Source organism: Chryseobacterium daecheongense, from assembly GCF_003729955.1.
Lineage (GTDB): Bacteria > Bacteroidota > Bacteroidia > Flavobacteriales > Weeksellaceae > Chryseobacterium > Chryseobacterium daecheongense.
Genome location: NZ_RJTX01000002.1, coordinates 865,740 through 892,547, shown reverse-complemented (window position 1 = coordinate 892,547; position 26,808 = coordinate 865,740). Strand labels below are relative to the sequence as shown.

The following is a 26,808-nucleotide window of genomic DNA, read 5'->3' as shown; positions in this document are numbered from 1 at the left end:
AATGAAAGAGGAGAAGAATTGTGGCAGAAATCCTACAACTTTAAGAACAGGGATGTCTTGATGGGAATGAGTGTGATTAATTCTGTATCGGAAGACAATTCAGCACTTTCAACCAAAGGAATATTATTAGGAGGTTATACCCAGGCAGAAGGAAGAATAGAGAATGATGATGAGACGTTCTGGATGCTGTATCTGGACCAGGAAGGGAAAGAACAGTGGAGAAAGCATGTGAAAGGAGAATCCAGAAAGAAGGAAGAAAGGTTATCAGATATTAAGCTTAACAGAGACGGTTCCATTATACTGGCAGGAACCAGTGCAGAGGAATTAGGAAAGGAGAACTGGAAGATAGTGAAACTGGGAGACGGACAGATCGATCAGTTGATCGAGAAGCAGGATATCAGAGTCTATCCAAATCCTGTATCGGATTACACCTATGTAGAGATCGGATATGAGTTTAAGGAAGCGGATATTTTGCTGTATGATATGAGTGGTAAGCTACTACAACAAACCAAGACCAAGAATAAGGTAACGAAGATCAATACCCAACCACTCATTCAGGGAGCTTACCTTGTCACCATTAAAACAGATACAAACAAAAACGCAAGTGCTAAAATCATTAAGAAATAAACTAAGATGAAGAAAAATTATATACTGGTAGCCATGTTAGGCATTATGGCCATCAATAGCAATCTTAAGGGACAAGATGCTCCTACTATTAAAACCGACTTGCCACAAATGATCCCACCTTCTCCTACAGTAGCATCTTTGATGAAATTTGAAGAAGTTCCGGTGAGCAATTATACAGGAGTTCCGGATATTTCTCTGCCTCTTTTTAGCGTAGCAAGTAATTCTAAAGACATTAATGTCAATATTGCTTTAAAATATCATACTTCCAGTGTTGCTGCTGATGAAATTGCCAGTGACGTGGGTTTAGGATGGAATTTATTTGCAGGAGGAACCGTATCCAGAACTGTAAAAGGATATCCGGATGAAGAATTGGTATTAGCGTCAGGAAATAAACCGGGAAAAGTAGGAGTTCACCAGACCACTACTGCCAATCATATTAATAACTTCTATTATTTTTCAAACAATATTCTGAATAGTACCAAAGATTATTATCAAACCAATTTATCGGCAGCGGATCAGGAAACCGGGAATGAATACATATGGACAGCTAATCGTTCTGAAAAATATGACACGGAACAGGATATATGGCAGTTCAATTTTTTCGGAAGAACAGGGAGATTTTATATCAGGAAAAACAGTTCGGGAAATCTGGAAATAGTGCCGTTGGATAGTTATACGGTTAAAATCATTAATCAGTATGATGCCAATACTTTAAAGCCTACAGGATTTACCATTTATGACGACTTGGGGTATCAATATGTTTTTGATGTCATAGAAGTCTCCAATAATTATGGAGGAACATTAAATTCTTACTACAGGAACGGACAATTGGTTTCATTTGATAACTTATATACAGATCGGGAGTTCAACAGTTCTTTCCATCTTTCAAAAGTAATCAGTCCCAATAATATTACTTTGATCACCTACGAATACAATGAAAATGAGATCAAGGAAGGTTTTACCAATGTAACAAAAAGAATAACAGAGTTTGGTGATCTGGGTCAAAGTCTCTCCTATATTTACGACACCTATAACCCCTGTGATGATTTTCCACCAATAACAACAGTTACCAGATCTTCCACGTTGGTGAAAACAAAGAAATTGAAAACGATTAAAGTAACCAATAATGCATTAATCAAATTTGAATATATACAGGGAAGACAGGATAGCAATTTGATGCTGCCTGAAAATGCATCTTATCTTAAATCAGTTTCTTTATCCGATTGGGATGATCATCTTATTAAAAAATACAGCTTCACCCAAAATTATAAGACAACACTGGATGAAAGAATGTTTTTAAGCAAAGTAGATGAGCTGGATAAAAATAATCAATTGATTGGCAGCTACCAATTGACCTATGAAGATAATAGTACTGCCGGAAAAGTAGTCAGTAAAGATGCATGGGGATATTTTAATCTGACGGATGCTTGTGATTCCAATGCTTCTTCCGAATACAGAAGAAAAGTAACGCCTTCATTTTCTACCACAGATATATTACAAAAAATTAAATATCCTACAGGAGGAAGCGTTGTTTTTGATTTTGAAGCCAACAGATATTCTTATGTAGGAGATCAGCAGGTGACTGATTTTAGCAAAAGTAAAGATTATACTTATCAGTCTACAGATGGCTTAAGCTTCAATAATAGCAATACCACCCTATTATTGCCTACTTCTACATCGGACAGAAAAGGCGTTTTTACGCCAAGCATTACTTTATCCGGCGATCCGGGTGTTGATACCCGTTCGTTTGTATTGCAGGTGTATAATACAACCACCTCCCAGTGGGAGAAAGTACAGAATCTCAATTGCTCTTCCGGGAATTCAGGATGCTGTTTCCATGTTATTCTGCAGAAAAATAAAGGATATCGTATCTGGTGGCAGAATTTTGATCTTAATTATAATGGAACGGATACTATGGGAGTAGAATATTATAATGAAGGTACAGCCAATAATTTTCTATATGGTGGCGGAAACAGAATCAGAAGAATCGGCTATTTTGATTATAATGCTCCGGCAGATTTTTATAAAAACTTACAGTTGAATCCTGTTCCTCCGGCCAAAGAAAAAAAATACACCTATAATTTTGAGGGAACTACCACCAGCAGTGGAGCTTTGGCAGATCCAGAGCCATTATTTAAATATACCCAGGGTTTTAATGCTAAATTTAAATTCAAACCTTATGGCTGGACGACCACCTGTTATGATGGTGACAACCAGATTGATACCTATTCCAACACTTATGATGTTATCACTACCGAAAATAATATTCCCCTGTTTAAAACTCAGGGAGCAGCTGTAGGTTATAAATTTGTAACAGTAGAAGACGGTACCGGAACAGGAAAAGGAAAAACCACTTTTGAATACACCTCTCCTATAGACTTTCCTAATATAGAATATCCAGCGGGTCCTCCTTTTGTACAGCCTAAAAATTATGATTATAAAAGAGGAAACCTGATCCGTTCGATAGTGTATGATAATACTTCCAGAAAATTATCCGAAACGGAAAACCAGTATAACTATATCAATTACGAAGAATATACCGGAGTTAAATTTACGAAGCCTGCAGAAGTATATAACGGAAGCAATGCAAGCTATCCTAAAACATATGCTTTATATAAATTTGCTCTCAACGATGGAATTTCATGTATGGAGTGTAGTGAAGCTTATTCTTCTCCGAGATCTTTCTGGGGTGGATTGCCATTGGATCTTAATACCCCTAAGTTTATTCCTGTGCCTGTTTTTGAAACATTTGGATGGACACAGCTTACGAATACCACATCAAAGAGCTATTTCTATGAAGGTAGTACCCAGAAAGTCATTCAAAGAAATGAAGCATTTGAATATAATACGGTCAACAAAAGGATCAGTTCTCATACAGTGAATAAAGCAGACGGCGGAATCCTAAAAACATTATATTATTACCACACAGGAAACTCTGCTTATTCCCAAAACAGAATTGCCGAGATTGAAAAAATCGAAAGTTATAAGAACAATACTTTAGTAGACAGCAAAAAGATTATTTATGACAACAACTGGGGAGCCAACGTATCTTATCTTCCGAAAGAGATACAGTCTGCTGTAGGTGCTCAGACATTGGAAACCACTGTTACCTTCAATAAATATGATGCACTAGGTAACCTGTTGCAGTACACGACCAAAGAAGGCATTCCTGTATCTATTGTCTGGGGGTATCAGAAGACTCAACCGATTGCCAAAGTAGAAGGTATTACTTATGCTGATCTGGAAAATTTAGGATTGATCTCTGCCATTGTTTCAGCGTCTGATACTGATGGTAATGATCCTTCCACAGAAGGAGCTTTAGTGACGGCATTGAATAACTTCAGAAACCATTCTGCCCTTCAGAATTACCAGGTAACTACACTTACCCATAATCCACTGATTGGTGTTACCACCATGATCCCGCCATCCGGAATCACGGAAACGTATCAGTATGACAATGCTAACAGATTAGAGAAGCTGATGGATGAAGAAGGTAAAATAGTAAAAGAATTCAAATACAACTACAAACAATAAAATACAAATCATGAAAAAAGCAATTATCCCGATCAGCCTATTGTTTGTAGCAGGATTAGCTCATGCACAGGCAACTTCTACAGAAAATTATGTCCAGACCAGGGTTTATCTTGAGCCTGTAACATCAACCAGTGCTACAGCAAAACAAATGCAGACCGTACAATACCTGGACGGTTTGGGAAGGCCTAAGCAGGCAGTAAACGTTAAAGCGACTCCTCAGGGAAAAGACGTAGTAAGTTATATTGAATATGATCCATATGGAAGACAAGTCAAGGATTACCTTCCCGTTCCACAATCGGGTACGCAAAATGGGGCTGTTTATCCTTCCCCGCTAGGAAATGCCACGGCTATTTACGGAAGCGAAAAGATCTATTCCGAAAAAGTATTGGAAAGCTCTCCATTAGACAGACCTCTGCAGCAGATTCAGGTGGGAAACGCGTGGAGCAATAAACCCGTTAATCTGCAATATGACCTCAACAGCAATGCGGATCAGGTGAAAAACTACATTACCACAACCACTTGGGATGCTACTAACAAGATCTATAATGTCTCTCTTCAACAGTCTCAAAACTATGCAGCCAATATCCTGTATAAGAATACGGTGATTGATGAAGACGGGAACAAAACCATAGAATTCAAAAACGAAGAAGGACAGCTTATTTTGGTCAGAAAAGAATTAAGTTCTACCCAAAATACAGATACCTATTACGTTTATAATGAATATAACCAGCTGTCCTATGTCATTCCGCCATTGGCTTCTGTAACGGCTATCAATCAGACCACACTGGATAACCTTTGTTATCAGTACAAATATGATGGTAGAAACAGATTAGTGGAAAAGAAGCTCCCTGGGAAAGGTTGGGAATATATGGTGTATGATAAAGCTGACCGACTTATCATGACCCAGGATGCCAATTTACGTGCCCAGGGAAAATGGTTGTTCACGAAATATGACAAGTTTGGAAGACCTGTTTATACGGGAATTATGCTTGGAGGTAATAGAGGAAGTATGCAATCTCAGGCAGGTACACTCGCTATTGTAGAATCGAGGGATGCAACAGGATTTACAAAAAATGGGATGCAGGTGTACTACACCAATAATCTGTTCTACGAATTTGAAACGGTTTTATCTGTCAATTATTATGACACCTACCCTGCTTACAGCTTCAACCCCTCTTTTCCAAGCACTATTTACGGAAAACAGACTTTAACGGATAATCCCGCAACAGTAGGAAAAAGTACTAAAAGTCTTCCCGTAATGACGTTAGTAAAGAATATTGAAGATAATAACTGGACGAAGAATTATAATTACTATGATCTGAAAGGAAGAGCTATCGGCTCACACTCTATCAACCATTTGGGAGGCTATACCAGAACAGAATCCGACCTGGATTTTGCAGGAGTGCCATTACAGACCAAAACCTATCACAAAAGGCTGAGTACAGATACCGAAAAAGTAATTATCGAAACTTTTACGTATGATAACCAGAACAGGCTTTTAGTACATAAACATAAAGTTGATAATAACACGGAAGAAATCCTTACTCAGAATACTTACGATGAACTATCCCAACTTTCCAATAAAAAAGTAGGGGGAACGAATACTGCTACTCCACTTCAAAGCATAGATTATGCTTACAACATCAGGGGTTGGATGGCCAAGATCAATGATCCTGCGAATTTAGACGGAAAGCTCTTTGGATATGAAATTCGGTATAATAATCCTATTAATACTTCAATTTCACCAGCTAAATACAATGGAAATATTGCTGAGATTGATTGGAAAAAAAATGGTGAGTTTGTAAGTGAAATGGGAAACACTTTAAGCAGATACAATTATACTTATGATAAGCTTAACCGCTTAACAAATGCTGTGTTTTCACACCCAAATGCTTCCATACCTATCAATAATTACTATAATGAAACATTGAGTTATGACTTGAATGGAAACATTACCAATTTATTGAGAAATGCCCCTTCCTTTTATAGCAATAATTATGAGCAGATTGATGATTTAGAGTATGCTTATGAAGGCAACAAGCTTGTTTCAGTTAATGACATAAGTACAAATCCCACAGGTTATGAAGGCGGAGGAAATAACATTGACTATGACAGTAATGGCAATATGGTCAATATGTATGATAAAATGATCAACGAGATAGGCTATAATTATCTTAATCTTCCTGATGCATTTACAATTAATGATGGCAATAATAAATTATTGTATCTCTACAGGGCAGATGGCACTAAACTTCGGAAAGCTGTTCACTTAGCAATTGACAATGTTGCATCTCTTGCTATAACAGAATACCTTGATGGGTTTCATTATTTAACTACACAAGATGCAAATCCAATGACTAGCAGTGCTCTTGATCATGCCTATGAGCAGGAAGCTTTTATTACCGAGATTCTTCAAGGGCATCCATTTCCCACTTTGAAATTTTTCCCCACTGCCGAAGGATTTTATGATTTTGAAAATAATAAGTATATTTACCAGTATAAAGATCATCTTGGTAATGTGAGATTAAGTTACCATAAAGATGGTGAGAATATAAAGATTGTAGACAGTAATGATTACTACCCGTTTGGGCTAAGCTTTATAAGAAATGCGGAGGAGGAAGCTTACTTTGGTACTGCTAGCTTTAAAAACTACAAGTACAATGGAAAAGAGCTTCAGGAAAACGGAATGTATGATTACGGAGCAAGAATGTATATGCCGGATCTGGGAAGATGGGGTGTTGTGGATCCGCTTGCGGAGAAGATGACAAGACATAGTCCGTATAATTATGCTTTTGATAATCCTCTAATGTACATAGATCCAGACGGCAAAGAACCTGACCTTCCTGGAGGACCCAAACCCAGGGTTTTGGCTGTATTTTATCATGGAGGACCTGATGGAGATGGAAAAATAAGAAGAGATACAAAAAATACTGGTGGGGCAGGTACTAGATATAATGTAACAGCTTCTTATGCTAGATCATTAGGAATGGATTTTAAAGGAGCAGTTATATCACCAGGATTAACCCAAGGAGAAGGGGTTAAAAGTGGTAAAGAATTTTTAGAGAAAAACTATAGAGAAGGTGATATAGTACTTTTGTATGGCTATAGTTATGGAGGGGATAATGCAGTAAATCTAGCAGAGGAAGTTCCTAATATACCAATCAATACAATGATAATAGTAGATAGTTCGGATGGACCATTAAGAGGAACAACAGTAGATACTTCGGTTTCAGATAATGTTGATACGACTTACAATTTTTACCAAACTCAAGCCTCTGGAAATTCATCTAAGATTACTTCAATAAATTCCGATGATCCTAACAGTTCTGAAAAAAATTCTTCGGATGGTTCTTCTAATTCTCCAGGCTCAAGAGGATATCCACATACATCCGAAGGGAAAGCAAAAGTAATCAACATAAAGCTTACAGGGAAAAATTTAAATCATGGAAATATCCAAACAAAAGCTAAGTACAATATTCAAACAGCAATAAATAAAAGATTAAATGAAGCGAATAATAATTAAAACTATAATCATAATTTTTATTATAATAACATTAATTATCACCTATTTTTTTATGTTTTATCGTTCTAATCAGGACGTGGAAAATGTAAAGGTTGAAGGACATGTTTTTGATTCTAATAATTCCTTACCATTAAATAATGTAAAAGTTACAATAATTAATGAAAGATATAAAAGTGATAACGGACATATAAATTATGATGAGTATCTGGGGAATGATAAAATAGAATTAATAACTAATGATCAAGGATATTATAATACTATTTTGAGAAAAAGCGCATATGTATATGTCATTTTACAAAAAGAAGGATATAAAACATACGAAGAGAAAGGAAAATATGCAAAGAAATTAATTGTTTTTAAAACTTATATGAATGTAAAATAAAAGTTAATTTAGAGTCATTATATTTTGGAAGCTCTAATAGTAAATTTCTTGAAATATGCAATCAGTTGTAGGAAGCTCTTTGTATCAATACAAGTACAATGGCAAGGAATTGCAAGAGTTTGGAATGTACGACTACGGTGTAAGATTCTATATGCCGGATGTGGGAAGATGGGGTGTTGTAGATCCATTAGCTGAGAAGATGACAATACATAGTCCATATAATTACGCATTTAATAATCCTTAAGATTTATTGATCCAGATGGAAGAAGTCCTCTTACTGACTATTATAATTTAAAAGGACAACTTACAAAACATGTTGAAGATGGTAAAACGGACAAGAAAATAGTTTTAACTACTAGTAAAAAGGAATCTGATGCTGACGCAGCTATAAGTAAAGGACATGTTATAAATCAACTATCTAATGAAGATTTATCTAAAATAAGTTTAGTTGCTGATTTTGGGCTAAAAGATAAAACAGGGACTGAACAGGGATTTTATTTAGGACAAGGAGGAAAGTCTTCTAAAATTGTAACAGGTCTCACGACAGGACAAGTTGGTTCAAAAGAGTGGGCTGAAGCAAAAAAGGATTTAAAAGCACAAGGAGATATAGTAGCTTCAGATGTTCATTTACATCCTTTAGAATATGATAGTGATGGCAATGTTACAGGAATAGGTACTCCATCACCGTCTACGGGTCCAGGTAAAGATACAGATCCTAAAAACAATACTGGATTTACACAACCCGCTTTAGTTATAGGCTTTGAACAACAAGTAGGATCATTGCCATCTGGACAAATTGGAGGAACTCCTCCTGTTTCTTACATTCCTACGGTAGGTTTTTATAATACATCTGGAAGTATTTCTGATGACAAAGGAAAGCCAATTACTGTTCCTGTTAAGAGTTTTATAAATGCGATGCAAAAAGTTAACAAATAAATTAAATTAATATGAAGAACATTATTATATTAACAGCAGTATTATTACTTTGTACTTCTTGCAAATCCTATATAGATTCTGATAAAAATAACAATGTAAAATCATCTGGTTTTCTCCTACAATATAATGAAGAAAACAATCTTTTTCATTATTACAATAATGTAAATGGAATAGCTGATAAACAGTTTTTTTACAATACTCATTTTAAAATAAATATTCCTAAAAAAATTATTAATTGGAGCATGAAGGGACATGATTTCATTTTTGAATATGATAACAAGCAAATCATTTATATCTATGTTCCATATAAAAATGAAGTAAAGGAGTCTGGAAATTGGGAATTAAAAGATATTAATTATCACGATGCTTTAAGTTTAAATGAATATTGGGAAGAAAGAAATTATAATGAGAATCATCTCTATAAAGCACATAATGGACGTGTATCGAAATTATACACAAATGGCAAATACAAAATATTGCTTTATAATATAAAAACTGAAAATCTTCAAACATTTATTCAGAGTGCAAAAACATTTAATACAAATCTGTAAAAACAAAACCCACTCTGCGAAGTTTGTAAATTCGTAACAGATAGAAAAAAGAACCCTCGCCCTTTGCGAGGGTTGTTATCAATACAAGTACCAAGGTCAAGAATTACAAGAAACTGGTTGGTATAGTTTTAAATGGAGAAATTATATGCCTGATGTGGGGAGGTTCTTTAACATAGATCCTCTTGCAGAAAAATATCCGTATAATTCAACATATGCTTTCCAGGAAAATAAAATGGGACTTGGAAGAGAATTAGAAGGATTGGAATTGCGACAAGATAGAGGAATGATTATTTCTACAGGAATGACTCAATATGATGTTTATACAACAGATCCGCTTCCAAACTATATGTCTTCTTACACTCTTAGACCGGATAAGCCTGATCCACAATTAATGGATACAGATGAATTACCTTCTGGAGCAAGAGGGATGGGAAAATGGAATGATCAGGATGGTTCATTTACATCTTTTGCCGGAGATGCAAAAGCTACAAAAGCTTTGGGGATTTTTGAGGTACTTAAACTTATAAAAACAGGAATAGATGGTGTAGAAGGAATGGAGAAGACTAGTGAAAATGTAAAAGCGGTCAATTATATGGGGAAATTAACTGATCAGTTTAAAGATATGATAACTGCTCAAGATGTTGTTAATAAAGCTAATTTAAAATTAGATACTAAAACTCAAACAGAAATTACCAATTATATATTTAATGGTTCGTTGCCTAAAGATATTGATAAAAGGAACAATTCTGTTGTTTTTCTAAACTCAAAAACCAATATTGTTAATACAGCAAACTCCATTATGAGAAAAAACGGAATTATAATCTACAATAGCCGGAAGTTAAAAAAAGAACAGAGCTAAATGAAGCAGCAAGACAACAACAAGAAAAATTACAAAACGTAGGACAATGAGAATATGGACATTAGTAGTATTGCTTAGCATTACATTAACATCTTGTAATACCCAAGCTTCGGCTGAAAGAAAAATAAAACGAACAGTGACAAGTTTTTTGGGTGCGGTGGAAAAAAATAGTACAAATCAGTGTGCAGATCTAATTAAGGATGGTCATGATGCTTATGGTAGTATTCATATGCAAGTTCATTTTTTACATAAAAACTATAAAAAAATTAATTCTTATGTTAATTTAAAGAAAAATATAAAAGTGAAAGATACTATTTATGTAGGAACTAAAATGAAATATGTTCAATATCAAATTAAGAATAGTAATCCAAATCATCTACAAAAACCATTAATCATTACTTTCATATTTTATGAGCAGATAGGATATGATAAAATTTTCAATTCTTCTGTTGTAGAAAATTTTTTAGATTGGGAATAAATAAAACACCTCGCAATTTGCGCTGGTGGAGTTGCTACCTTTTTAGGACAAAAAGCATATATTTCTTATATTAATTAGGATGCTGGTTTCAGCATCCTAATTTTAGGAAAAGAGTATATTTACCAGTATAAAGATCATTTGGGTAATGTAAGGGTAAGCTACCAGAATAATGGTTATAATCATCCTGAAGTAGTGGATAATAATGACTATTATCCTTTTGGAATGAGTTTTATTAGAAATGCTGAAGAAGAACAGGCTTACTTTGGTACTGCTAGTTTTAAAAACTACAAGTACAATGGTAAGGAATTGCAGGAAAGTGGGATGTATGATTATGGGGCCAGAATGTATATGCCGGATATTGGAAGATGGGGTGTTGTGGATCCACTGGCGGAGAAAATGCCAAGCTGGTCTCCATATACCTATGCTTTTGATAATCCTATTCGTTTTATTGATCCTGATGGAAGAGAGCCACAACATGACTATCGAATATATAAAGATGGCAGAAGAGAACTTATTAGACATACATCCGATAAATTTGATCGGTATTATAATGAAAGTGGAACAAAATCAATTAAAGTTAATAAGGAATTTACTGAAAACTTTAAGCAAAATGTTGAATGGGCTCCATATAGAGGGTACTATCCAACAGAAACAAATATAACTTTAGAGAATCCTAATATTTCCTCTAAACAAATTAAAAATTATTTTTATTTTTTAGCGGCAAATACTAGTAAGGAGTGGACTTATGATAAGTTATCAAAGGATGGAATATTTGGAGACACTACTCTTTATTTAATTCGTTCACAACACCGTGCAGAAGATGCTACTGATCATGGCGTTACTGCAAATCTTGTGGAAAATGAAGGATATACTTGGTTGGAAAGTGGACATAATCATCCAATGAATACTCTTATGAAAGAGTCTTCAACTTATGAAAATAATTGGCCTTCAGGATTTAACCGAAATGGAACCATTAACTCTGATCGTGGGGATAGAAAAACTTTTGAAAATAATAAAGACATAATGCCTAATAATGCTTGGATTTTTATACCAACTCAAAAGCATCCTAATATAATCTATTATAATGATCAAAGATTTTGGTTTCCAAATCAGAGACAAGAAAATGTTCACAGATAAATATTTAAGTATGTGTAAATATTATATTATAATTTTTTTATTATTTCTTTCTTGTAAAGAAAAAATCTCTTTCAGAGAAATATCTCTTCATGATAATATTATAGAGAAAATAAAAAATGAGACAAATTTTTCAAAACAATCAGGTGTGTATATTGTCAGTTTGTTTACAGATGAAGGCAAAAATGTTTGTGAGATAGTAAAGTACAAAGAAGTATTGCCTGCTTCAAACTTTAAAGGTTGTCAGATAATTGACAGAGATACAATTTTTTTGTTTACAGATAATAGTTTTTCAAATTGTTATAAACTTCTAAATCGAAAAATTTATTTTAATAAAAGAGAACCTATTCCTGGGAATAAAAAAGAGATAGGATATTATGAAATTGATACTCTAAATTGCAAAATGACAAAATTCACACCCATTATAACGAATAAAATCCACTAACTTTAGCTCTTTCACATAAGGAAAAAAAGGTATAATTTATAATTTTTCCAATCATTTAATAAAGTAAGACTAAGTCATGCAAAGAGTGATTCAGGAGCAGAGATCATTGAAGAAAACAATTACTATCCTTTTGGGCTGAAGCATGAGGGATATAACCAGCTTGCAGGCAATCCGGCATATAAATACAAATACCAAGGACAGGAATTACAAAATGAAACTGGGTGGTATAGTTTCAAATGGAGAAATTATATGCCTGAGATTGGACGATTTTTCAACGTAGACCCGATGATGTACAAAACTATGAACCCGGAAATATTAATAAATAATTTACAAAGATGAAAGTAATAACAATACTACTAATTATAATAGGTAACTTATTATCTGCCCAACAAATTGAAACGAAAAGGATAAAAGTTATCAACATAGAAAGAGAAGATAATTCTTATATAATAAAAGGAATTAACAATAGAGACACTATAATTCTTATATCCAAAATGGAAAAATTGGAAAGAAGATGCGACTATAAAAAAATTAAAAAAAATAAAGAATACTTATTTGAATTATTGCCAATGCCTAATTTTTATGAGAATTTAACTTTTAGAGTCGGAAAAAGAATATTGTGGAAAAGTGGCGACAATCCTAAAGCTATACCACGTTATTTAAACAATACAAATGGAATATATATAAAAAAATAATTTATCTAAAAAAGAAGCAATAACTATTAAATGAGATAATAAAATAGCCACTATTTGGTGGCTTTTATTATAATATTTGTCAGAAGTATAAAACCAATAATGGTTCAAAAGTAGAGATCATTGAAGGGAACAACTACTCCCTTTTGAACTAGAGCATTAAGGATAAAAAACCAACAAGTTTTGTGGTTTCCAAGTAGTAGAGGTACAGAAGTTAAGAAAACGAAATTACCATAGTATGAAAAAAATAATTTATAGTTTGATATTGACATTAGTATTAATAAATTGCTCTGTTTCAAATTCTAAACAGAATAATAATATTACTACAAATAATGCAGAATGCTTAGAAAATTTAGATTTTAAGAAAGAATATTTTTTCCATATTGGAGTTATCGATAGTCTAGTGGAGAAATCGCAGAACAAAAGATTTAAAAAATCATTGCTATTTATTTCAAAATATTCTCATGTATCTACAGAGAGTATGTTGAATTATGCTCGTTCTTATCCAATAGTTGTATATAAAGAAGACAGAAAAGGTTGGATAAGTTGGTATGAAAAGAATAAATGTAATAATATACAGTTTAAGAAATAAAAAGAATCAGAACTCTACAATTGTGGAGTTCTGATTTTATAATACCTTTGTTTTTATCAAAAATATCTTTAAAAAACACAGATTTTCACGTGCACCTAATTGCAGGATTCAAGAGATTCTATGAGAATCTTTCTGCATTAGATTTTAAAAATCACAAGAAAAATTTAAAACAGATTTTTTATAAATTTATTATTTTAACAGGTGAAGCTCCTACCCTTATAGTGTACAAAAAATTAATTATACCAACCAGTAATTGATTAATAAATGAAAAAATACTTTTCAATATTAAGTTTAACTTTTCTTTGCATGAATTGTTCAGGGTGGAAAAAAGAAATGGCTCAAAAAGGATCTTTGGAAAATGTAATTAATAATGCAATTATAGATTTTTCTCATACATCTTCTTTAGCAAAAAAAAATAAAGTTTTCTATGTTAGTAAAAAAGAATACGATAATATAATTGGAGTAAGATTGAAGCATGAAGGATATAACCAGTTTGCAGGCAATCCGGCATATAAATATAAGTACAATGGAAAGGAAACTTCAGGAAAGTGGAATGTATGATTACGGAGCAAGATTCTATATGCCGGATCTGGGAAGATGGGGTGTTGTGGATCCGCTTGCGGAGAAGATGACAAGACATAGTCCATATAACTATACATTTAATAATCCTATAAGATTTATTGATCCTGATGGACGAGAACCTATTAATGATTATATATTTAAGAACGGTCAATTGGTTGGTGTTAATTTAAATGATAATGAGGATAGGTATTTTAATGTTGTTTCTAAAGACTCTTACTCTCATACAACAGAAATAAATGGCAAAACAGAATATTTACAAGAAGATAAAAATCCTAATTATTCCATTGTGTCAGTTTACACTGAAATAGAAGGTGCTGTTGGTCATTCTGGATTGGGATATGACGGTAAAGTATTCAGTTTTTATCCTACCGATGAGAATAATTCGAGACAATTTGAGATGACTGAATGGTGGTTTACTCCCTTAGTTATGGACACCAAGTCTACTAGTAAATTTAGTGACAAATATCCTAATTCTAATGTATTTTTCTTTAAAACCACTAATGAGCAAAAAGAGAATTTAGTATCAGCAGTTAATGATAGAGCAAATGAACTTAAAAAGAATCCTGAAAATTATAGTCTTCAATCAAACAACTGTACAACAAACGTGTGTTCTTTATTGCAAAAAAGTGGAATTAGTTCTGTAGATGTTGCTAGACCCGGAAGATTAGATACAAAAATGAAGGAATCAAATGCTATAGGCAGTTTTATTAGACAGAGACCTCTAATTAATATCAATCGTTCTGCACCTTTAGGTAGAAAGCTTTATGATGAAAACGAATAGAATTCACATATTTTATAATTATAATTTTAAGAAAATGAAACTAATTAAAATACTTACTTATATCTCTTTCATATTGATATTGTTCTTAATTATAGATTTAACAGTGTTTAGAATTAATACTATGCCTAAACTAACTGAAATTAATCATGAAGATTTTATAGCGGAAACAAATAATATAAAAGATTTAAATCTAGCTAAAACAGAATTAAAGAAATGGATTAATAGTGAATATAATATTGTAGAAAAACAAAATAATCTCTATATAAAATACTTATATATTGCTGTTATTTTATTATTTATAGAATTCTTTAAATTAATTTTTAATAGAAAAAAAAGCATATAAGTTTGTGTCATAGGAAAGCCTCGCACGAAAAAACCCGGAGTAGGAAGTTTGCAGAAAGTTGAGCGGATATATAGAATTACAAGTACCAAGGACAAGAATTACAGGAGACTGGATTTTATTCATTTAAGTGGCGAAATTACATGCCCGATGTGGGAAGGTTCTTTAATATTGATCCACTAGCTGAGAAATATGCATATAATTCTACGTATGCTTTTCAGGAAAATAAAATGGGACTTGGAAGAGAATTAGAAGGATTGGAATTGCGACAAGATAGAGGAATGATTATTTCTACAGGAATGACTCAATATGATGTTTATACAACAGATCCGCTTCCAAACTATATGTCTTCTTACACTCTTAGACCGGATAAGCCTGATCCACAATTAATGGATACAGATGAATTACCTTCTGGAGCAAGAGGGATGGGAAAATGGAATGATCAGGATGGTTCATTTACATCTTTTGCCGGAGATGCAAAAGCTACAAAAGCTTTGGGGATTTTTGAGGTACTTAAACTTATATCCTGAACAACCTAAAAAAATATTAGCAATGTTTAAGAAAGTTTTAATAATTCTATTCTTCCTTCCTTTGTTTGTTGTAGCACAACAGAATAAAGATGTGAAGTGTAAAGATAAGAATAGAGGAATAGATCAATTACCTTGTAAGATTACATATCGTTATGGCACAGATATTATATCCGATGAAGAAACTGCAATCAAATACACTGATATTCTTATAAAAAAAGAGCTATTAGATCCTGAGAAAGTTAAACCGTATCAGATTAGCTCGATTGCAGATAATAAAGTTTGGCACATTGTTGTAAAAAGTTATAATTGCAGATACTGTAAGATATATATTAATATTAATAAAAATACTGGAGAAGTATTAAATTTTTATAGATCAGAAGATTGATAAAATCCCTATCTCTTGGCTTTGTAATCTCCTCTACTATTTTATCATGTGGAGGACAAAAATAAGCCACTGCGTTATGCGGTGGTTTTTGTATTTTTATGGAGCTGTATTATTTTGTTGATTAAAGATTTTAGAATAATTAGAATAAAACCCTTTTTATTATATAACGAATTACAAATATGTTTTTTGGCTTTGTAGTCACGGACGGTCATATCAATGGAATGGCAGCGTTATCTATAAAACCTCTATAATACTATTATCAGAACTTCCATCCCGCCGAAACTTTTCCCTCCTTCATAACCTGTTTTCTAAGTAATTTTCTTATTTTTCATCCTTAAACGTAAATATTCTCCTTTGAAAGCAAAAAAATTCTACCAGCAGCTTTATTTCCAGGTGATCATTGCCATTATTGCAGGGATATTATTAGGCAGATTCTATCCTGAAATAGGAGAAAAAATGAAACCACTGGGAGATGGTTTTATCAAGCTCGTAAAAATGATCATTGCCCCGGTGATCTTCATTACCCTAACATTGGGGATCGCCCATATGACAGATCTGAAAAAAGTAGGAAGAATTGCAGTAAAAGCAATGATATACTTCTTTACTTTTTCTACGCTTGCATTGATCATTGGGTTAGTCGTTGGAAATATTTTACAGCCGGGAGCGGGACTGAATATTAATCCTGCCACACTTTCAGGAGATGTTTCTGAATATCAGCAAAAAGCCCATGAATCTACTCTTACAGGATTCATCATGAATATTATTCCTGAAACCTTGTTCAGCCCTTTAGTGGGAGAAAATATTTTACAAGTACTGCTTGTGGCTATTTTAATGGGGGTTGCCCTAGTGTTAACGAAAGAAAAAAGTCATAAGGTTACGGAGTTTTTACAGAATCTATCTACGCCGGTCTTTAAAATCGTACATATGCTAATGAAGCTGGCTCCTATTGGTGCGTTCGGAGCTATGGCTTTCACCATTGGGAAATATGGACTGCATTCTGTGTTGAACCTGATCTTTCTCGTTGGTACCTTTTACATTACTTCTATCTTGTTCATTGTTTTGATTTTGGGAGCCGTAGCATGGTATAACGGCTTTAATGTTTTCAAATTGATGTATTACCTTAAAGAAGAGCTTCTTCTCGTATTAGGAACCAGTTCATCTGAGTCAGCACTTCCCGGGATCATGGAGAAACTGGAAAAAGCAGGTTGTTCCAAGGCGATTGTGGGCTTAGTAGTTCCTACAGGCTACTCTTTCAATCTGGATGGAACTAATATTTATATGACCCTTGCTTCATTGTTTATCGCTCAAGCATTGAATATTCATCTTCCTATTGATAAGCAGATCATGCTTCTTCTTGTAGCGATGCTGAGTTCTAAAGGAGCAGCAGGAGTTACGGGTGCCGGTTTTGTTACTTTGGCTGCAACATTAGCGGTTGTTCCTGAAATTCCTATTGCCGGAATGACCTTAATTTTAGGAATTGATAAATTTATGAGTGAATGCAGAGCTTTAACCAATGTTATTGGTAATTCTGTAGCAACGGTTGTAGTAGCCAACTGGGAAAAGCAACTGGATAAAAAACAACTGCACTATTGCTTAGATCATCCTAATGAAATTGAAAAGAAACTGGAAGTTTAAGTGAGAGCCAAATCATATTAATTTAAATAATTTATTAAAAAGCATATGACCGACATTACTTTATACAAAGGCAAATTTTGTCTTTCCACAGATAAAGCAAAACTCGATATAGATTCCATTCATCAGTTTTTGTCAACAAAAGCATATTGGGCTTTGAATATTCCTAAAGATAAGGTACAGACTACTATTCAAAATTCACTATGCTTTGGGGTTTATATCGACGAAAAGCAAATAGGTTTTGCAAAAATCATCTCTGATTTTTCAACGATTGCTTATTTAGGAGATGTTTACATTCTGGAAGAATATAGAGGAATCGGACTTTCCAAATGGTTAATCGAAACGATTATGGCTCATCCCGATCTGCAGGGATTGCGAAGATGGATTTTACTTACCGGCGATGCTCACGGACTTTACCGCCAGTTTGGCTGGACTGATATTGCAGAGCCATCCAAATGGATGGAGCTTTACAACAAAAATGTTTACTCCCCATGATAATTGTTAAATCAAAATAGCAAGACTTGAAGGCTGTACCTTTACGTGGATCGGAGATTTTATTTTATTGAATTCCCCGTCAAGGTGCCAGTTTTTGGTGTTGACTTTAAACTCAATGTCAGAAACGGAGAGATACGTCACATATTCATCGTCTTTTAATCTTTTTGTAAACATTCTGAAGGCAAAAAGCGGAGAATAGGTCAAAGGAAATTTTTTCACCAATACAATATCTACTTTCCCATCACTTTTGCTAGCTTTAGGAGCAATATAAGCGTTGTTTCCAAACTGGCGTGTATTGGCAATATTAAGCATCAGATATTTCCCATTATACTTCTGGTAAGCCTCATCAAAGAATTTAACCTTTATCGGTTTATAATTGAAAAACGTTTTAAGCGAAACCTTGATGTAGTTTTTGAATCCCCTGTCAGTTTTTTCAAACTCTTTAACCACTTTCCCATCGAATCCCGTTCCGGAAACATTAATAGAAAGTCTGTCATTCACTGTGAAAGTATCTATTTTCCTGGAGTTTCCTGCTTTTATTTTCCCTAACAGCTCATCCAGATTTTTACTGAACTGAGTCTCATTGGAAAAACCGTTTCCTGAACCAGCGGGAAAAATTCCTAAGATTTTATCCGTATTGATAAGATTTCTTGCTACAGTGGAAATAGTCCCGTCCCCTCCTATAGCTACAAAGATCTTCACTTGATTGAAATTTTCCTGAATAAATGCATCGGTTCCCTCAATAGATTCAGAAATATAATATAGAGGATTACTCACTTTTTTCTTAAGCTCATTAAGAAAAGGCTGATAATTCTTTTTAGCTGAAAAAGGATTGATAATGAAGGCTACTTTTTCCATTGTCACAAAAATAAAAAATGCTTCCTATTCCGGAAGCATTATTGTTATTTAATTTTCATTCTTTCTTTAAATTTCGGGTTCAATGTACCTTTTAACTCTTCCCATGAAATAGGAATTACGATATCTCCTGCTGCAAATGCCGCAATTTCGTAAGGACTGTAGTGAAAGTAAAGGTTCTTATCATCAAAATAGAAATTGTTTGTAGCAGGAATAACCTCTACCAAAAGCATTTCAGAATTTTTGATCTCGCCTTCGGAGCCGGTAGTTCCACTATGGATAGTATTGATATTTTTCATTAATAATGCTTCAAGCTTTTCTTTCGGCATGGATGTAATATCTTTCAATTCTACTTTTTTATTGTCTTTAAGGTCAAAAACCCTTTCAGAAAATCCGTAATTGTCATGAGCACCACCTTCATAGGCACTTCCAACGTATTCTATATGCAGGTAGTCATTACTATTGGATTTCAGATTCATGGCTGAACTGGTATACCATTGCTGAGAATAGGTCATTCCGGACATCCAGTCTTTACTGTCATTTTTAATGGAGTTATAATAATTGTTTTTCTCCTGTTCCAGATATGCTTTCAAACCTTCTTTTGAATAATCTTTGATCCCTTTATTATTAAAATAGATACTATCCAATAGCTTTTTATCTTGTATCGTGGGAAATAACAATAATTTCGAAGTATATTTTAATGTTAAGGAATCACTGATCTTTATAGAATCATTGATGGTAACAGAATCTGTTGTAAATGTTTGAGGAGTTTTGGTTTCTGCTTTTACCTGATCATTTTTAACTTCATTTTTTTTGCAGGCAGTAAAAACGAAAAAAGAAGAGAGTGCCAGAACAGCAATAGTATTTTTCATAATTTTTGATTTCCCATATGAATGCAAAAACCATTCATTTCTGAATGGTTTTTTAATTTTTTTTTACTTTTTTTTAATCGTTTGGTATCCTGTTCTTATCATAGGTATCATTCCCAAAGGCTAATACCGGAAGAAAAATAAATCCTAAGAAAAATAAGAGGATGGTATACAATGGAGTTTCTTTATTGAAGCCTTTAGCAAGCCTGTCATTCACCACCCATGCTGCGTATAAATTTACCAAAGGAATGAAGAATAAGATAATCCACCATATCGGCTTTTTAACAATATCCAATAGAACAATAGTATTATAAATCGGAATAAAACCGGCCCATGCATCTTCACGTCCTGCTTTTTGGAAAATTTTATACATGCAATAGCCATAGAATAGAAATAATATCAGATAAAAAATCATCATTCCAATTCCGATTCCGGCTGCGGCAGCACCTGAAGCGGCATCCATACTGTCGTCGTAAGCACCTGCTTGTAATAGAGTTAGCATATTAATAGTTTTTATGGTTCGATCAAATATATAAAAAAAGCTTCTAAAATTAGAAGCTTTTCCTAGTTATTTTTTAATTAAACTTATGACCTGATTTTCACTTTTTGATGCTACTCCCCATATTTGTTTGAAGGCGGGGTAATATTCTTTAGGATAATCGCTGCTTGCCACAGTAGTTGTTGAAGTAATCTCTAATACGTTTCCTTTTTGTTCTACCAAATAGCTATAAGCGATCTCCTTGTCATCTGTAGTGATTTTTTTATTTTTCGGTAATTCTTCAATAGTGTATCCATCCGGTAGTTGAAGCATTATCTTTTTCACTCTTGTAAATGGAGAAATAAAATCGATGGTATATTTTCTTTCCTCAGTCTGATCGAACTCGTTGGAGTTTTTATTTAAGAAAAGCATTGGATTGATGATCATTTTCTTCCCTATTCTATCTATCATATTTTCGGAATCAAATTTCATTGTGCTTTCAAAATCTCCATTATCGTGTACTTTAGAATTGATATCTGCAAAATCTATCGTAAAGTTTTCTTTATACTGCCTCTTGTACTTCTCCGCATTATCATCATAATATTCCTTGTTATACATTGCAAAAGACCCTGTGTCCTTATCTGAATAGCTTCCGGAAACCGAACCATCTTCATTAATTTTCGCATTAACAGTAAGATAGGTAAAACTAGGTTTTGCATTGATCATTTGAATTTGCTTCACTTTCTCTTTTGCAATAAGAATTCCGTACTGGTTCCAGTCTCTTGGAGGCAGCTCATTGGCTGAAGACTGTTTGGATGTAGCATCAAATAAAGTGAATCCCTCCTTGGTTTCTATTGCAGCAATTACAAAGTTCATATTGGAAATATTCGGCGAGCTTAAGTTAATTAATCCGTTATCAACTGTAGAAATAAGAAGCGGATTTGCTTTTAGTCCGGCTTCTCTGAAAAGCATTACCAGAAAAAGATTGATTTCGGAAGCATTTCCTAATTTGGTTTCTAAAAGTTTTTTAATCCCATCTTCTACATATACTCCTCGATCCTTATTCCAGGTAAAGTTTTTCTGTACATAAGCCAGAATGGCGTTGGCCTTTTCTTCATCACTTTTTAATTCGGAAATTCCAGGAGGCATATTTTCTTTTGCTAATCTGGTTTTCTTTAACTCTCCCCCGAAGTCTTCATTTTCATACAATCTCTCTTTGATCTGTTCCCAAGACCAAGAATATAACTTCAATTCTCTGAAGTTAGTAGAATTCAATTCAGCGCTGATCTTGGTTCTGTAGTTTCTGTCGTTTTTGACAAATTTCTCCGTTTTGAAATTTTTCACATTTTCATACCCGAATCTGTAAGTTCTGTATTGAGAACCGAACAGGTATTTTTCTTCTACTTCTCTGTACTTGGGAGCCAATGATCCAGTGTAGTTCAAATTATATGAAATATTAATAGGACTATCCAACACATATTCGGTATACAATGACGGAGTATCTGTTTCTATCAGAATTTCAGGAATGGCATAAAGAAATGGTGATATGATTTCATATTCATATTCAAGAATAGAACCATCCTTCACATTTGGAAAAGCGAATTTGGTAATCGTGATATTTTTATTTTCCTTGCTTTTATATTTCGAGTTTTTTTCAACTTTAGTCTGAACTGAACTTCCGTTTTCCGAATTATAGGTAAAGGCTTTGACCTTATTCAATATTTCCTGATCACTTCCGTTCTGATACAATGAAATTTCAAGATTCAACCAGTCTTCTGCTTTATCCTTGTTGTATATTTTTACTCTGTAAAAATATTTTTTGTGTAAATTCCCTGTAGTACCATCTATTATGAAATGTAATGATCTATATAGAATTTCTGCAGGAGCATTCTCATCTAAAGCTGATTTTGTTTTGGAAAGATCCGCATCATTAAATTTCGGCGGATCAAGAAACTCATGTTTTTGAGCTTCCATAAAAATGCAACTGACTGCAAAAAGGACTAATAATAACTTTTTTCTCATGCTTAGATTTTTGTAATTAAAATTTTCGAGTTATCCATACCATTCATTTTCTTTCTGAAACTCACGTAATCATTATATTTTTCTTTAGGATATATTCCTTTATTTACTCTTACGGTTCTGCTCACTTTCAGGTTTTCACCATCTTTTACAACACTTAATTGGTAAGAGCCAAATTCAGAGTTGATCGTAATATTATCCGGAATTTCTTCCACTTTATAATTTTTAGGAATTTCAAATCTGATCTGGTATTCATCTTCAAAAGACTGCCCTATTTCAAACGGCAATTCTCTGTTTTCGTCTGTTTTATAAATATTGTTTGAAAAAATCGGAACCGCTCTGAAGATCATACTATTTCCGGCATTTTTAGAATAATTGTTTGCCTTAAAATCAATGTTATATTTGGAAACCGCATGATCTCTGTCATTCACAAAGTCTTTCATCTCTACCTTTTCGAAGTTCAGGATGTCCAATTGATTTTTCAAAACTTCATTTCTTTCTTTTGGAGATAAAGCCGAATATCTCAGGCTAAAATCATATTGGCTCCCTGTATATTCAAATCCCCCCTGTCCCGAAATGCTGTTATCTTCATTCAGTTTAACAGTAAGGTTTTGTTTCTCTTTATTCTGTTCAGCTGTATACACAGGTGTATTGATGACTTCTATTCCATCTTTTTTAACCAGAAGTACATTCCTGTCGGTAGTAGTGTACCCTAAATGATTAAATGCAATCTGCTGAGAGGTATTTTCAAGCCAGATATTTCCTTTTTCCGTAGGAACCATCAGAATAATATGGTTTCCACCCATTTTGGGGAAATCAGGATCGAATGAAACCGGTGAGGAATCGGAATATACTTTACAGTAATAAGAAGGAATTCCCGCTTCATCCAGCAAAGTTTTCATATAGTTGCTTAAACCTTTACAGTCACCATATCCTTTTTTCTGAACTTCATCAGGCAACATTGGCTGCCATCCTCCAATCCCTAAAGCCACAAAGATGTATCTTGTTTTCGACTGCATATACTGAAAGATCTTTTTTACTTTTTCTTCAGTGGATCCTTGCAGGTTGAGAGCGGCAACTTCAGCTTTAATGGCAGGTGTAGACACAGATACCGGCTGCAAAATACTATTATAATACCAGGAACCGAAGTCTTTCCAGGTGTTGATCGTTCCTTGTTTTCCTTCAAGATTAAACTTTGTCAGAGAAAAACTTACTTTCGGAAGTATTTTAACAACATCCGGGAGTAAAGCAATATCATCTATGGCCGGAACATTTTTATAGGAATACGTTTTCTCCACTCCATTATCGTTTTCTGCAACCGAAGTATAATTATATTGTGAAGGATAGGTTTTGGTACGCAGTTCAATCCCTGTTTTATTAATAATTTTAAACTGGCTTTCCTCTAACGAAATGTTAGTATCAGAGAAAGGCATAAAATCAGGGATAAATACTGTATTTTCATCAGTAATCTGATAAGAAAATTCAATAGTATAGGGATATTGGATAGGGGTATAGGAAAGAATTAAAACCCTACTGTCAGAATAAAATGTTCCTTGCTGATTATTAGCAAAATCACCAAAATCAGACTTTGAAAAACTTTTAAGCTTTTTACCGGACTCATCGTACACATTTACCTTAACATCTGAGATATTATCCCCTTTCTCGTAAGGAATATAGGCTACCGCTTTAGAATCTCCGTCTTTATTCAAGACTGTGGTAACGGTAGTATTTTGGTATTTTATTTCATCAATCTTATTGATCTGTACTGTCGTAAAATCTTTTCTTACGACTATATCGGCATTTTTCTTTAAATTTTCAGGAATGGCAGATACGGGATAACTTTGAGCATAATGCAGTGAAGCTAAAGACAGAGCTCCCATAATTAAGATTTTCATCATGGTTATAAAAATTTCCCAAAAATAATAAAATCTTAATAAATGTTAAAATTTTATTAAAAAAATAAAAAAAGACCTCATTACTGAAGTCTTTTTAAAATATTATATTGTTTAAGAATTACGCATCGATCTTAGCATATTTTGCATTCTTCTCGATAAATTCTCTTCTTGGCGGAACCTCATCTCCCATTAGCATGGAGAAGATACTGTCTGCTTCCACAGCATTGTCAATTGTTACCTGCTTTAAAATTCTATGCTCAGGGTTAAGAGTTGTTTCCCACAGCTGCTCAGGGTTCATTTCCCCAAGACCTTTATAACGCTGTACTTCAACACCTTTCCCATCCGGAGACATTTCTAAGGTAAACTCTTCACGCTCTTTCTCGTTGTAAGCATATATTTTTTTATTTCCTCTCTTCAATAAATATAAAGGTGGCTGAGCGATATAGATGTATCCGTTCTCAATAAGCTCTTTCATATATCTGAAGAAGAATGTAAGGATCAGCGTAGAAATGTGGGAACCATCAATATCGGCATCGGTCATGATCACGATTTTATGATATCTTAATTTACTTAAGTTCAAAGCTTTGCTATCTTCCTCCGTTCCTACGGAAACGCCAAGCGCAGTATAGATATTTCTGATTTCTTCATTATCATATACTTTATGAAGCATAGACTTCTCTACGTTCAAAATCTTACCTCTTAAAGGTAAAATAGCCTGAAAATGTCTGTCTCTACCCTGCTTTGCAGTTCCACCCGCGGAATCTCCCTCTACAAGGAAAATTTCCGATTCTGCAGGATCTTTTGAGGAACAGTCTGAAAGTTTTCCCGGAAGGCCTGAACCACCCATCGGTGATTTTCTCTGAACCATTTCACGGGCTTTCTTAGCCGCTTGTCTTGCTTTTGCAGCCAAAACAACTTTCTGAACGATCAGCTTAGCTTCATTAGGATTTTCTTCCAGGAAGTTACTCAACATTTCCCCTACGATCTTATCTACCGCACCGGAAACTTCTGAGTTACCTAATTTTGTTTTAGTCTGTCCTTCAAACTGAGGCTCCATTACTTTTACGGAAACTACAGCTGTTAAACCTTCACGGAAGTCATCCCCTGTAATTTCTACTTTTTCTTTTTGCGGAATACCCAAATCATCGGCATATTTCTTTAGCGTTCTTGTTAAAGCACGTCTGAAACCAGCCAAGTGAGTCCCTCCTTCATGAGTATTGATGTTATTAACATACGAGTGAAGGTTTTCATTAAAAGACGTATTGTAACGCATTGCCACTTCCACAGGAATATCATCTCTTTCTCCTTCCATGAAAATAACGTGTTCCATGATAGATTCACGGTTTCCATCGATATAGGCAACAAATTCCTTTAATCCCCCTTCAGAATGGAAAACTTCTGTTCTGAAAGAACCGTCTTCCAGTTTTTCTCTTTCGTCGGTAAGGGTAATAGTAATTCCTTTATTAAGATAAGAAAGCTCTCTTAAACGGCTTGCTAAAGTATCATAATTATAAACCAGTTCAGTAAAAATAGTATCATCCGGCTGGAAGAACTGCTTTGTTCCTCTTTTGTCGCTGTGACCTATCTCTTCTACTCCTGTCTGAGCCTTTCCTCTGGAATAAATCTGTTGATAAATATTTCCGTCTCTATATACAGTAGTGATCATTTCGTTAGAAAGTGCGTTCACACACGATACCCCAACTCCGTGAAGACCACCGGAAACTTTATAAGAATCTTTATCGAACTTACCTCCGGCTCCAATTTTCGTCATTACAACCTCAAGAGCAGATTTTTGTTCTTTTTCGTGGAAATCTACCGGAATACCTCTACCGTTATCACTAACCTCGATTCCGTTTCCTTCTTTAATGCTGACAAAAATAGTGTCGCAGTAACCTGCTAACGCCTCGTCAATAGAGTTATCTACTACTTCATAAACCAAATGGTGAAGACCTCTTACTCCTACATCACCAATGTACATTGAAGGACGCATACGAACGTGCTCCATTCCTTCCAATGCCTGAATACTACTAGCTGTATATTGTTTCTGACTCATATTAAATATTAAAAATCTTTGCCTAATGCAAAGACTTACAAATATCGTGATTTTTTTCGAGGTATGAAAGTTAAAATATGTCAAAAAAAAGTTGATTTATCCACACAAAATCCATTCAAAAAAATCAAAGTTATATGGAAT

The 26,808-nt window shown here is 34.0% G+C and carries 24 protein-coding genes and 3 pseudogenes; 21 read left to right on the top strand and 6 right to left on the bottom strand.

All coding sequences use genetic code 11. The features are described 5' to 3' along the window. From EGI05_RS12555 to EGI05_RS12465, 21 genes and pseudogenes are all read left to right on the top strand, one after another. Nucleotides 1-627: T9SS type A sorting domain-containing protein (locus EGI05_RS12555; RefSeq protein ID WP_148042566.1), on the top strand; the 627-nt coding region annotated here is incomplete at its 5' end. A gap of 6 nt (nt 628-633) precedes the next feature. Continuing rightward, nucleotides 634-4,161, top strand: coding sequence for a hypothetical protein (locus EGI05_RS12550; protein WP_134197403.1), 3,528 nt, complete (start codon nt 634-636; stop codon nt 4,159-4,161). 10 nt (nt 4,162-4,171) lie between these two features. Continuing rightward, the gene (locus EGI05_RS12545; protein ID WP_123263354.1) at nt 4,172-7,684 is read left to right on the top strand and encodes a DUF6443 domain-containing protein; all 3,513 of its coding nucleotides are present in this window, start codon (nt 4,172-4,174) and stop codon (nt 7,682-7,684) included. Nucleotides 7,685-7,760: 76 nt separating this feature from the next. Beyond that, entirely contained in the window at nt 7,761-8,066 is a 306-nt protein-coding gene (locus EGI05_RS12540; protein WP_134197405.1) for a hypothetical protein, read from the top strand. A gap of 76 nt (nt 8,067-8,142) precedes the next feature. Further along, nucleotides 8,143-8,339, top strand: a pseudogene (locus EGI05_RS12535) (RHS repeat domain-containing protein); the annotation flags it as partial. Between the two features lie 507 nt (nt 8,340-8,846). After that, nucleotides 8,847-9,002, top strand: a complete 156-nt coding sequence (locus EGI05_RS18015; protein WP_166668331.1) for a hypothetical protein — start codon at nt 8,847-8,849, stop codon at nt 9,000-9,002. An 11-nt stretch (nt 9,003-9,013) separates the two neighbouring features. Next, the gene (locus EGI05_RS12530; RefSeq protein WP_123263351.1) at nt 9,014-9,553 is read left to right on the top strand and encodes a hypothetical protein; all 540 of its coding nucleotides are present in this window, start codon (nt 9,014-9,016) and stop codon (nt 9,551-9,553) included. Nucleotides 9,554-9,593: 40 nt separating this feature from the next. Beyond that, a complete protein-coding gene (locus EGI05_RS12525; protein ID WP_123263350.1) occupies nt 9,594-10,412 on the top strand; it encodes an RHS repeat-associated core domain-containing protein in 819 nt (272 codons plus the stop codon). A 46-nt stretch (nt 10,413-10,458) separates the two neighbouring features. Continuing rightward, nucleotides 10,459-10,890 (top strand): hypothetical protein, encoded by a 432-nt coding sequence (locus tag EGI05_RS12520; RefSeq protein ID WP_123263349.1) that lies wholly within the window; start codon nt 10,459-10,461, stop codon nt 10,888-10,890. 138 nt (nt 10,891-11,028) lie between these two features. Further along, entirely contained in the window at nt 11,029-12,027 is a 999-nt protein-coding gene (locus tag EGI05_RS18125; protein WP_123263348.1) for an RHS repeat-associated core domain-containing protein, read from the top strand. Further along, on the top strand, nt 12,014-12,469 hold the full coding sequence (locus EGI05_RS12510) for a hypothetical protein (RefSeq protein WP_123263347.1): 456 nt from the start codon (nt 12,014-12,016) through the stop codon (nt 12,467-12,469). Before EGI05_RS18125 ends, EGI05_RS12510 begins: the two co-directional genes overlap by 14 nt. Before the next feature lie 102 nt (nt 12,470-12,571). Next, on the top strand, nt 12,572-12,808 hold the full coding sequence (locus EGI05_RS12505) for an RHS repeat domain-containing protein (RefSeq protein WP_123263346.1): 237 nt from the start codon (nt 12,572-12,574) through the stop codon (nt 12,806-12,808). Next, nucleotides 12,805-13,164 (top strand): hypothetical protein, encoded by a 360-nt coding sequence (locus tag EGI05_RS12500; RefSeq protein WP_123263345.1) that lies wholly within the window; start codon nt 12,805-12,807, stop codon nt 13,162-13,164. The genes EGI05_RS12505 and EGI05_RS12500 overlap by 4 nt, the downstream gene beginning before the upstream one ends. 235 nt (nt 13,165-13,399) lie before the next feature. Beyond that, the gene (locus EGI05_RS12495; protein WP_123263344.1) at nt 13,400-13,753 is read left to right on the top strand and encodes a hypothetical protein; all 354 of its coding nucleotides are present in this window, start codon (nt 13,400-13,402) and stop codon (nt 13,751-13,753) included. Between the two features lie 465 nt (nt 13,754-14,218). Continuing rightward, nucleotides 14,219-14,450, top strand: a pseudogene (locus EGI05_RS18240) (RHS repeat-associated core domain-containing protein); the annotation flags it as partial. 282 nt (nt 14,451-14,732) lie between these two features. Beyond that, nucleotides 14,733-15,116, top strand: coding sequence for a lipoprotein N-acyltransferase Lnb domain-containing protein (locus EGI05_RS18235; RefSeq protein ID WP_394337984.1), 384 nt, complete (start codon nt 14,733-14,735; stop codon nt 15,114-15,116). A 121-nt stretch (nt 15,117-15,237) separates the two neighbouring features. Then, on the top strand, nt 15,238-15,459 hold the full coding sequence (locus EGI05_RS17905; protein ID WP_134197407.1) for a hypothetical protein: 222 nt from the start codon (nt 15,238-15,240) through the stop codon (nt 15,457-15,459). An 86-nt stretch (nt 15,460-15,545) separates the two neighbouring features. Continuing rightward, nucleotides 15,546-15,986, top strand: a pseudogene (locus EGI05_RS12480) (hypothetical protein); the annotation flags it as partial. A 22-nt stretch (nt 15,987-16,008) separates the two neighbouring features. Then, complete coding sequence (locus tag EGI05_RS12475; RefSeq protein ID WP_134197409.1) at nt 16,009-16,371, top strand: hypothetical protein; 363 nt, start codon at nt 16,009-16,011, stop codon at nt 16,369-16,371. 354 nt (nt 16,372-16,725) lie between these two features. Further along, nucleotides 16,726-18,006: a dicarboxylate/amino acid:cation symporter gene (locus EGI05_RS12470; RefSeq protein ID WP_123263341.1), complete on the top strand. Its 1,281-nt coding sequence runs from the start codon at nt 16,726-16,728 to the stop codon at nt 18,004-18,006. Between the two features lie 45 nt (nt 18,007-18,051). Beyond that, nucleotides 18,052-18,498, top strand: coding sequence for a GNAT family N-acetyltransferase (locus EGI05_RS12465; protein WP_123263340.1), 447 nt, complete (start codon nt 18,052-18,054; stop codon nt 18,496-18,498). A 6-nt stretch (nt 18,499-18,504) separates the two neighbouring features. On the opposite strand, the gene EGI05_RS12460 is transcribed toward EGI05_RS12465, so the two are convergent. The 6 genes from EGI05_RS12460 to gyrB all read right to left on the bottom strand — a co-directional run bounded on the left by EGI05_RS12460 (nt 18,505) and on the right by gyrB (nt 26,667). Next, a complete protein-coding gene (locus EGI05_RS12460) occupies nt 18,505-19,356 on the bottom strand; it encodes a diacylglycerol/lipid kinase family protein (protein ID WP_123263339.1) in 852 nt (283 codons plus the stop codon). Between the two features lie 44 nt (nt 19,357-19,400). Then, nucleotides 19,401-20,225, bottom strand: coding sequence for an RsiV family protein (locus tag EGI05_RS12455; RefSeq protein ID WP_123263338.1), 825 nt, complete (start codon nt 20,223-20,225; stop codon nt 19,401-19,403). Nucleotides 20,226-20,298: 73 nt separating this feature from the next. Next, nucleotides 20,299-20,724, bottom strand: coding sequence for a DUF5684 domain-containing protein (locus EGI05_RS12450; RefSeq protein ID WP_123263337.1), 426 nt, complete (start codon nt 20,722-20,724; stop codon nt 20,299-20,301). 66 nt (nt 20,725-20,790) lie between these two features. Then, nucleotides 20,791-22,722: a transglutaminase domain-containing protein gene (locus EGI05_RS12445; RefSeq protein ID WP_123263336.1), complete on the bottom strand. Its 1,932-nt coding sequence runs from the start codon at nt 22,720-22,722 to the stop codon at nt 20,791-20,793. A 2-nt stretch (nt 22,723-22,724) separates the two neighbouring features. Beyond that, a complete protein-coding gene (locus EGI05_RS12440) occupies nt 22,725-24,617 on the bottom strand; it encodes a DUF3857 domain-containing protein (protein WP_123263335.1) in 1,893 nt (630 codons plus the stop codon). Nucleotides 24,618-24,732: 115 nt separating this feature from the next. Then, nucleotides 24,733-26,667, bottom strand: a complete 1,935-nt coding sequence (gene gyrB, locus EGI05_RS12435) for a DNA topoisomerase (ATP-hydrolyzing) subunit B (RefSeq protein ID WP_123263334.1) — start codon at nt 26,665-26,667, stop codon at nt 24,733-24,735. Nucleotides 26,668-26,808 lie beyond the last annotated feature (141 nt).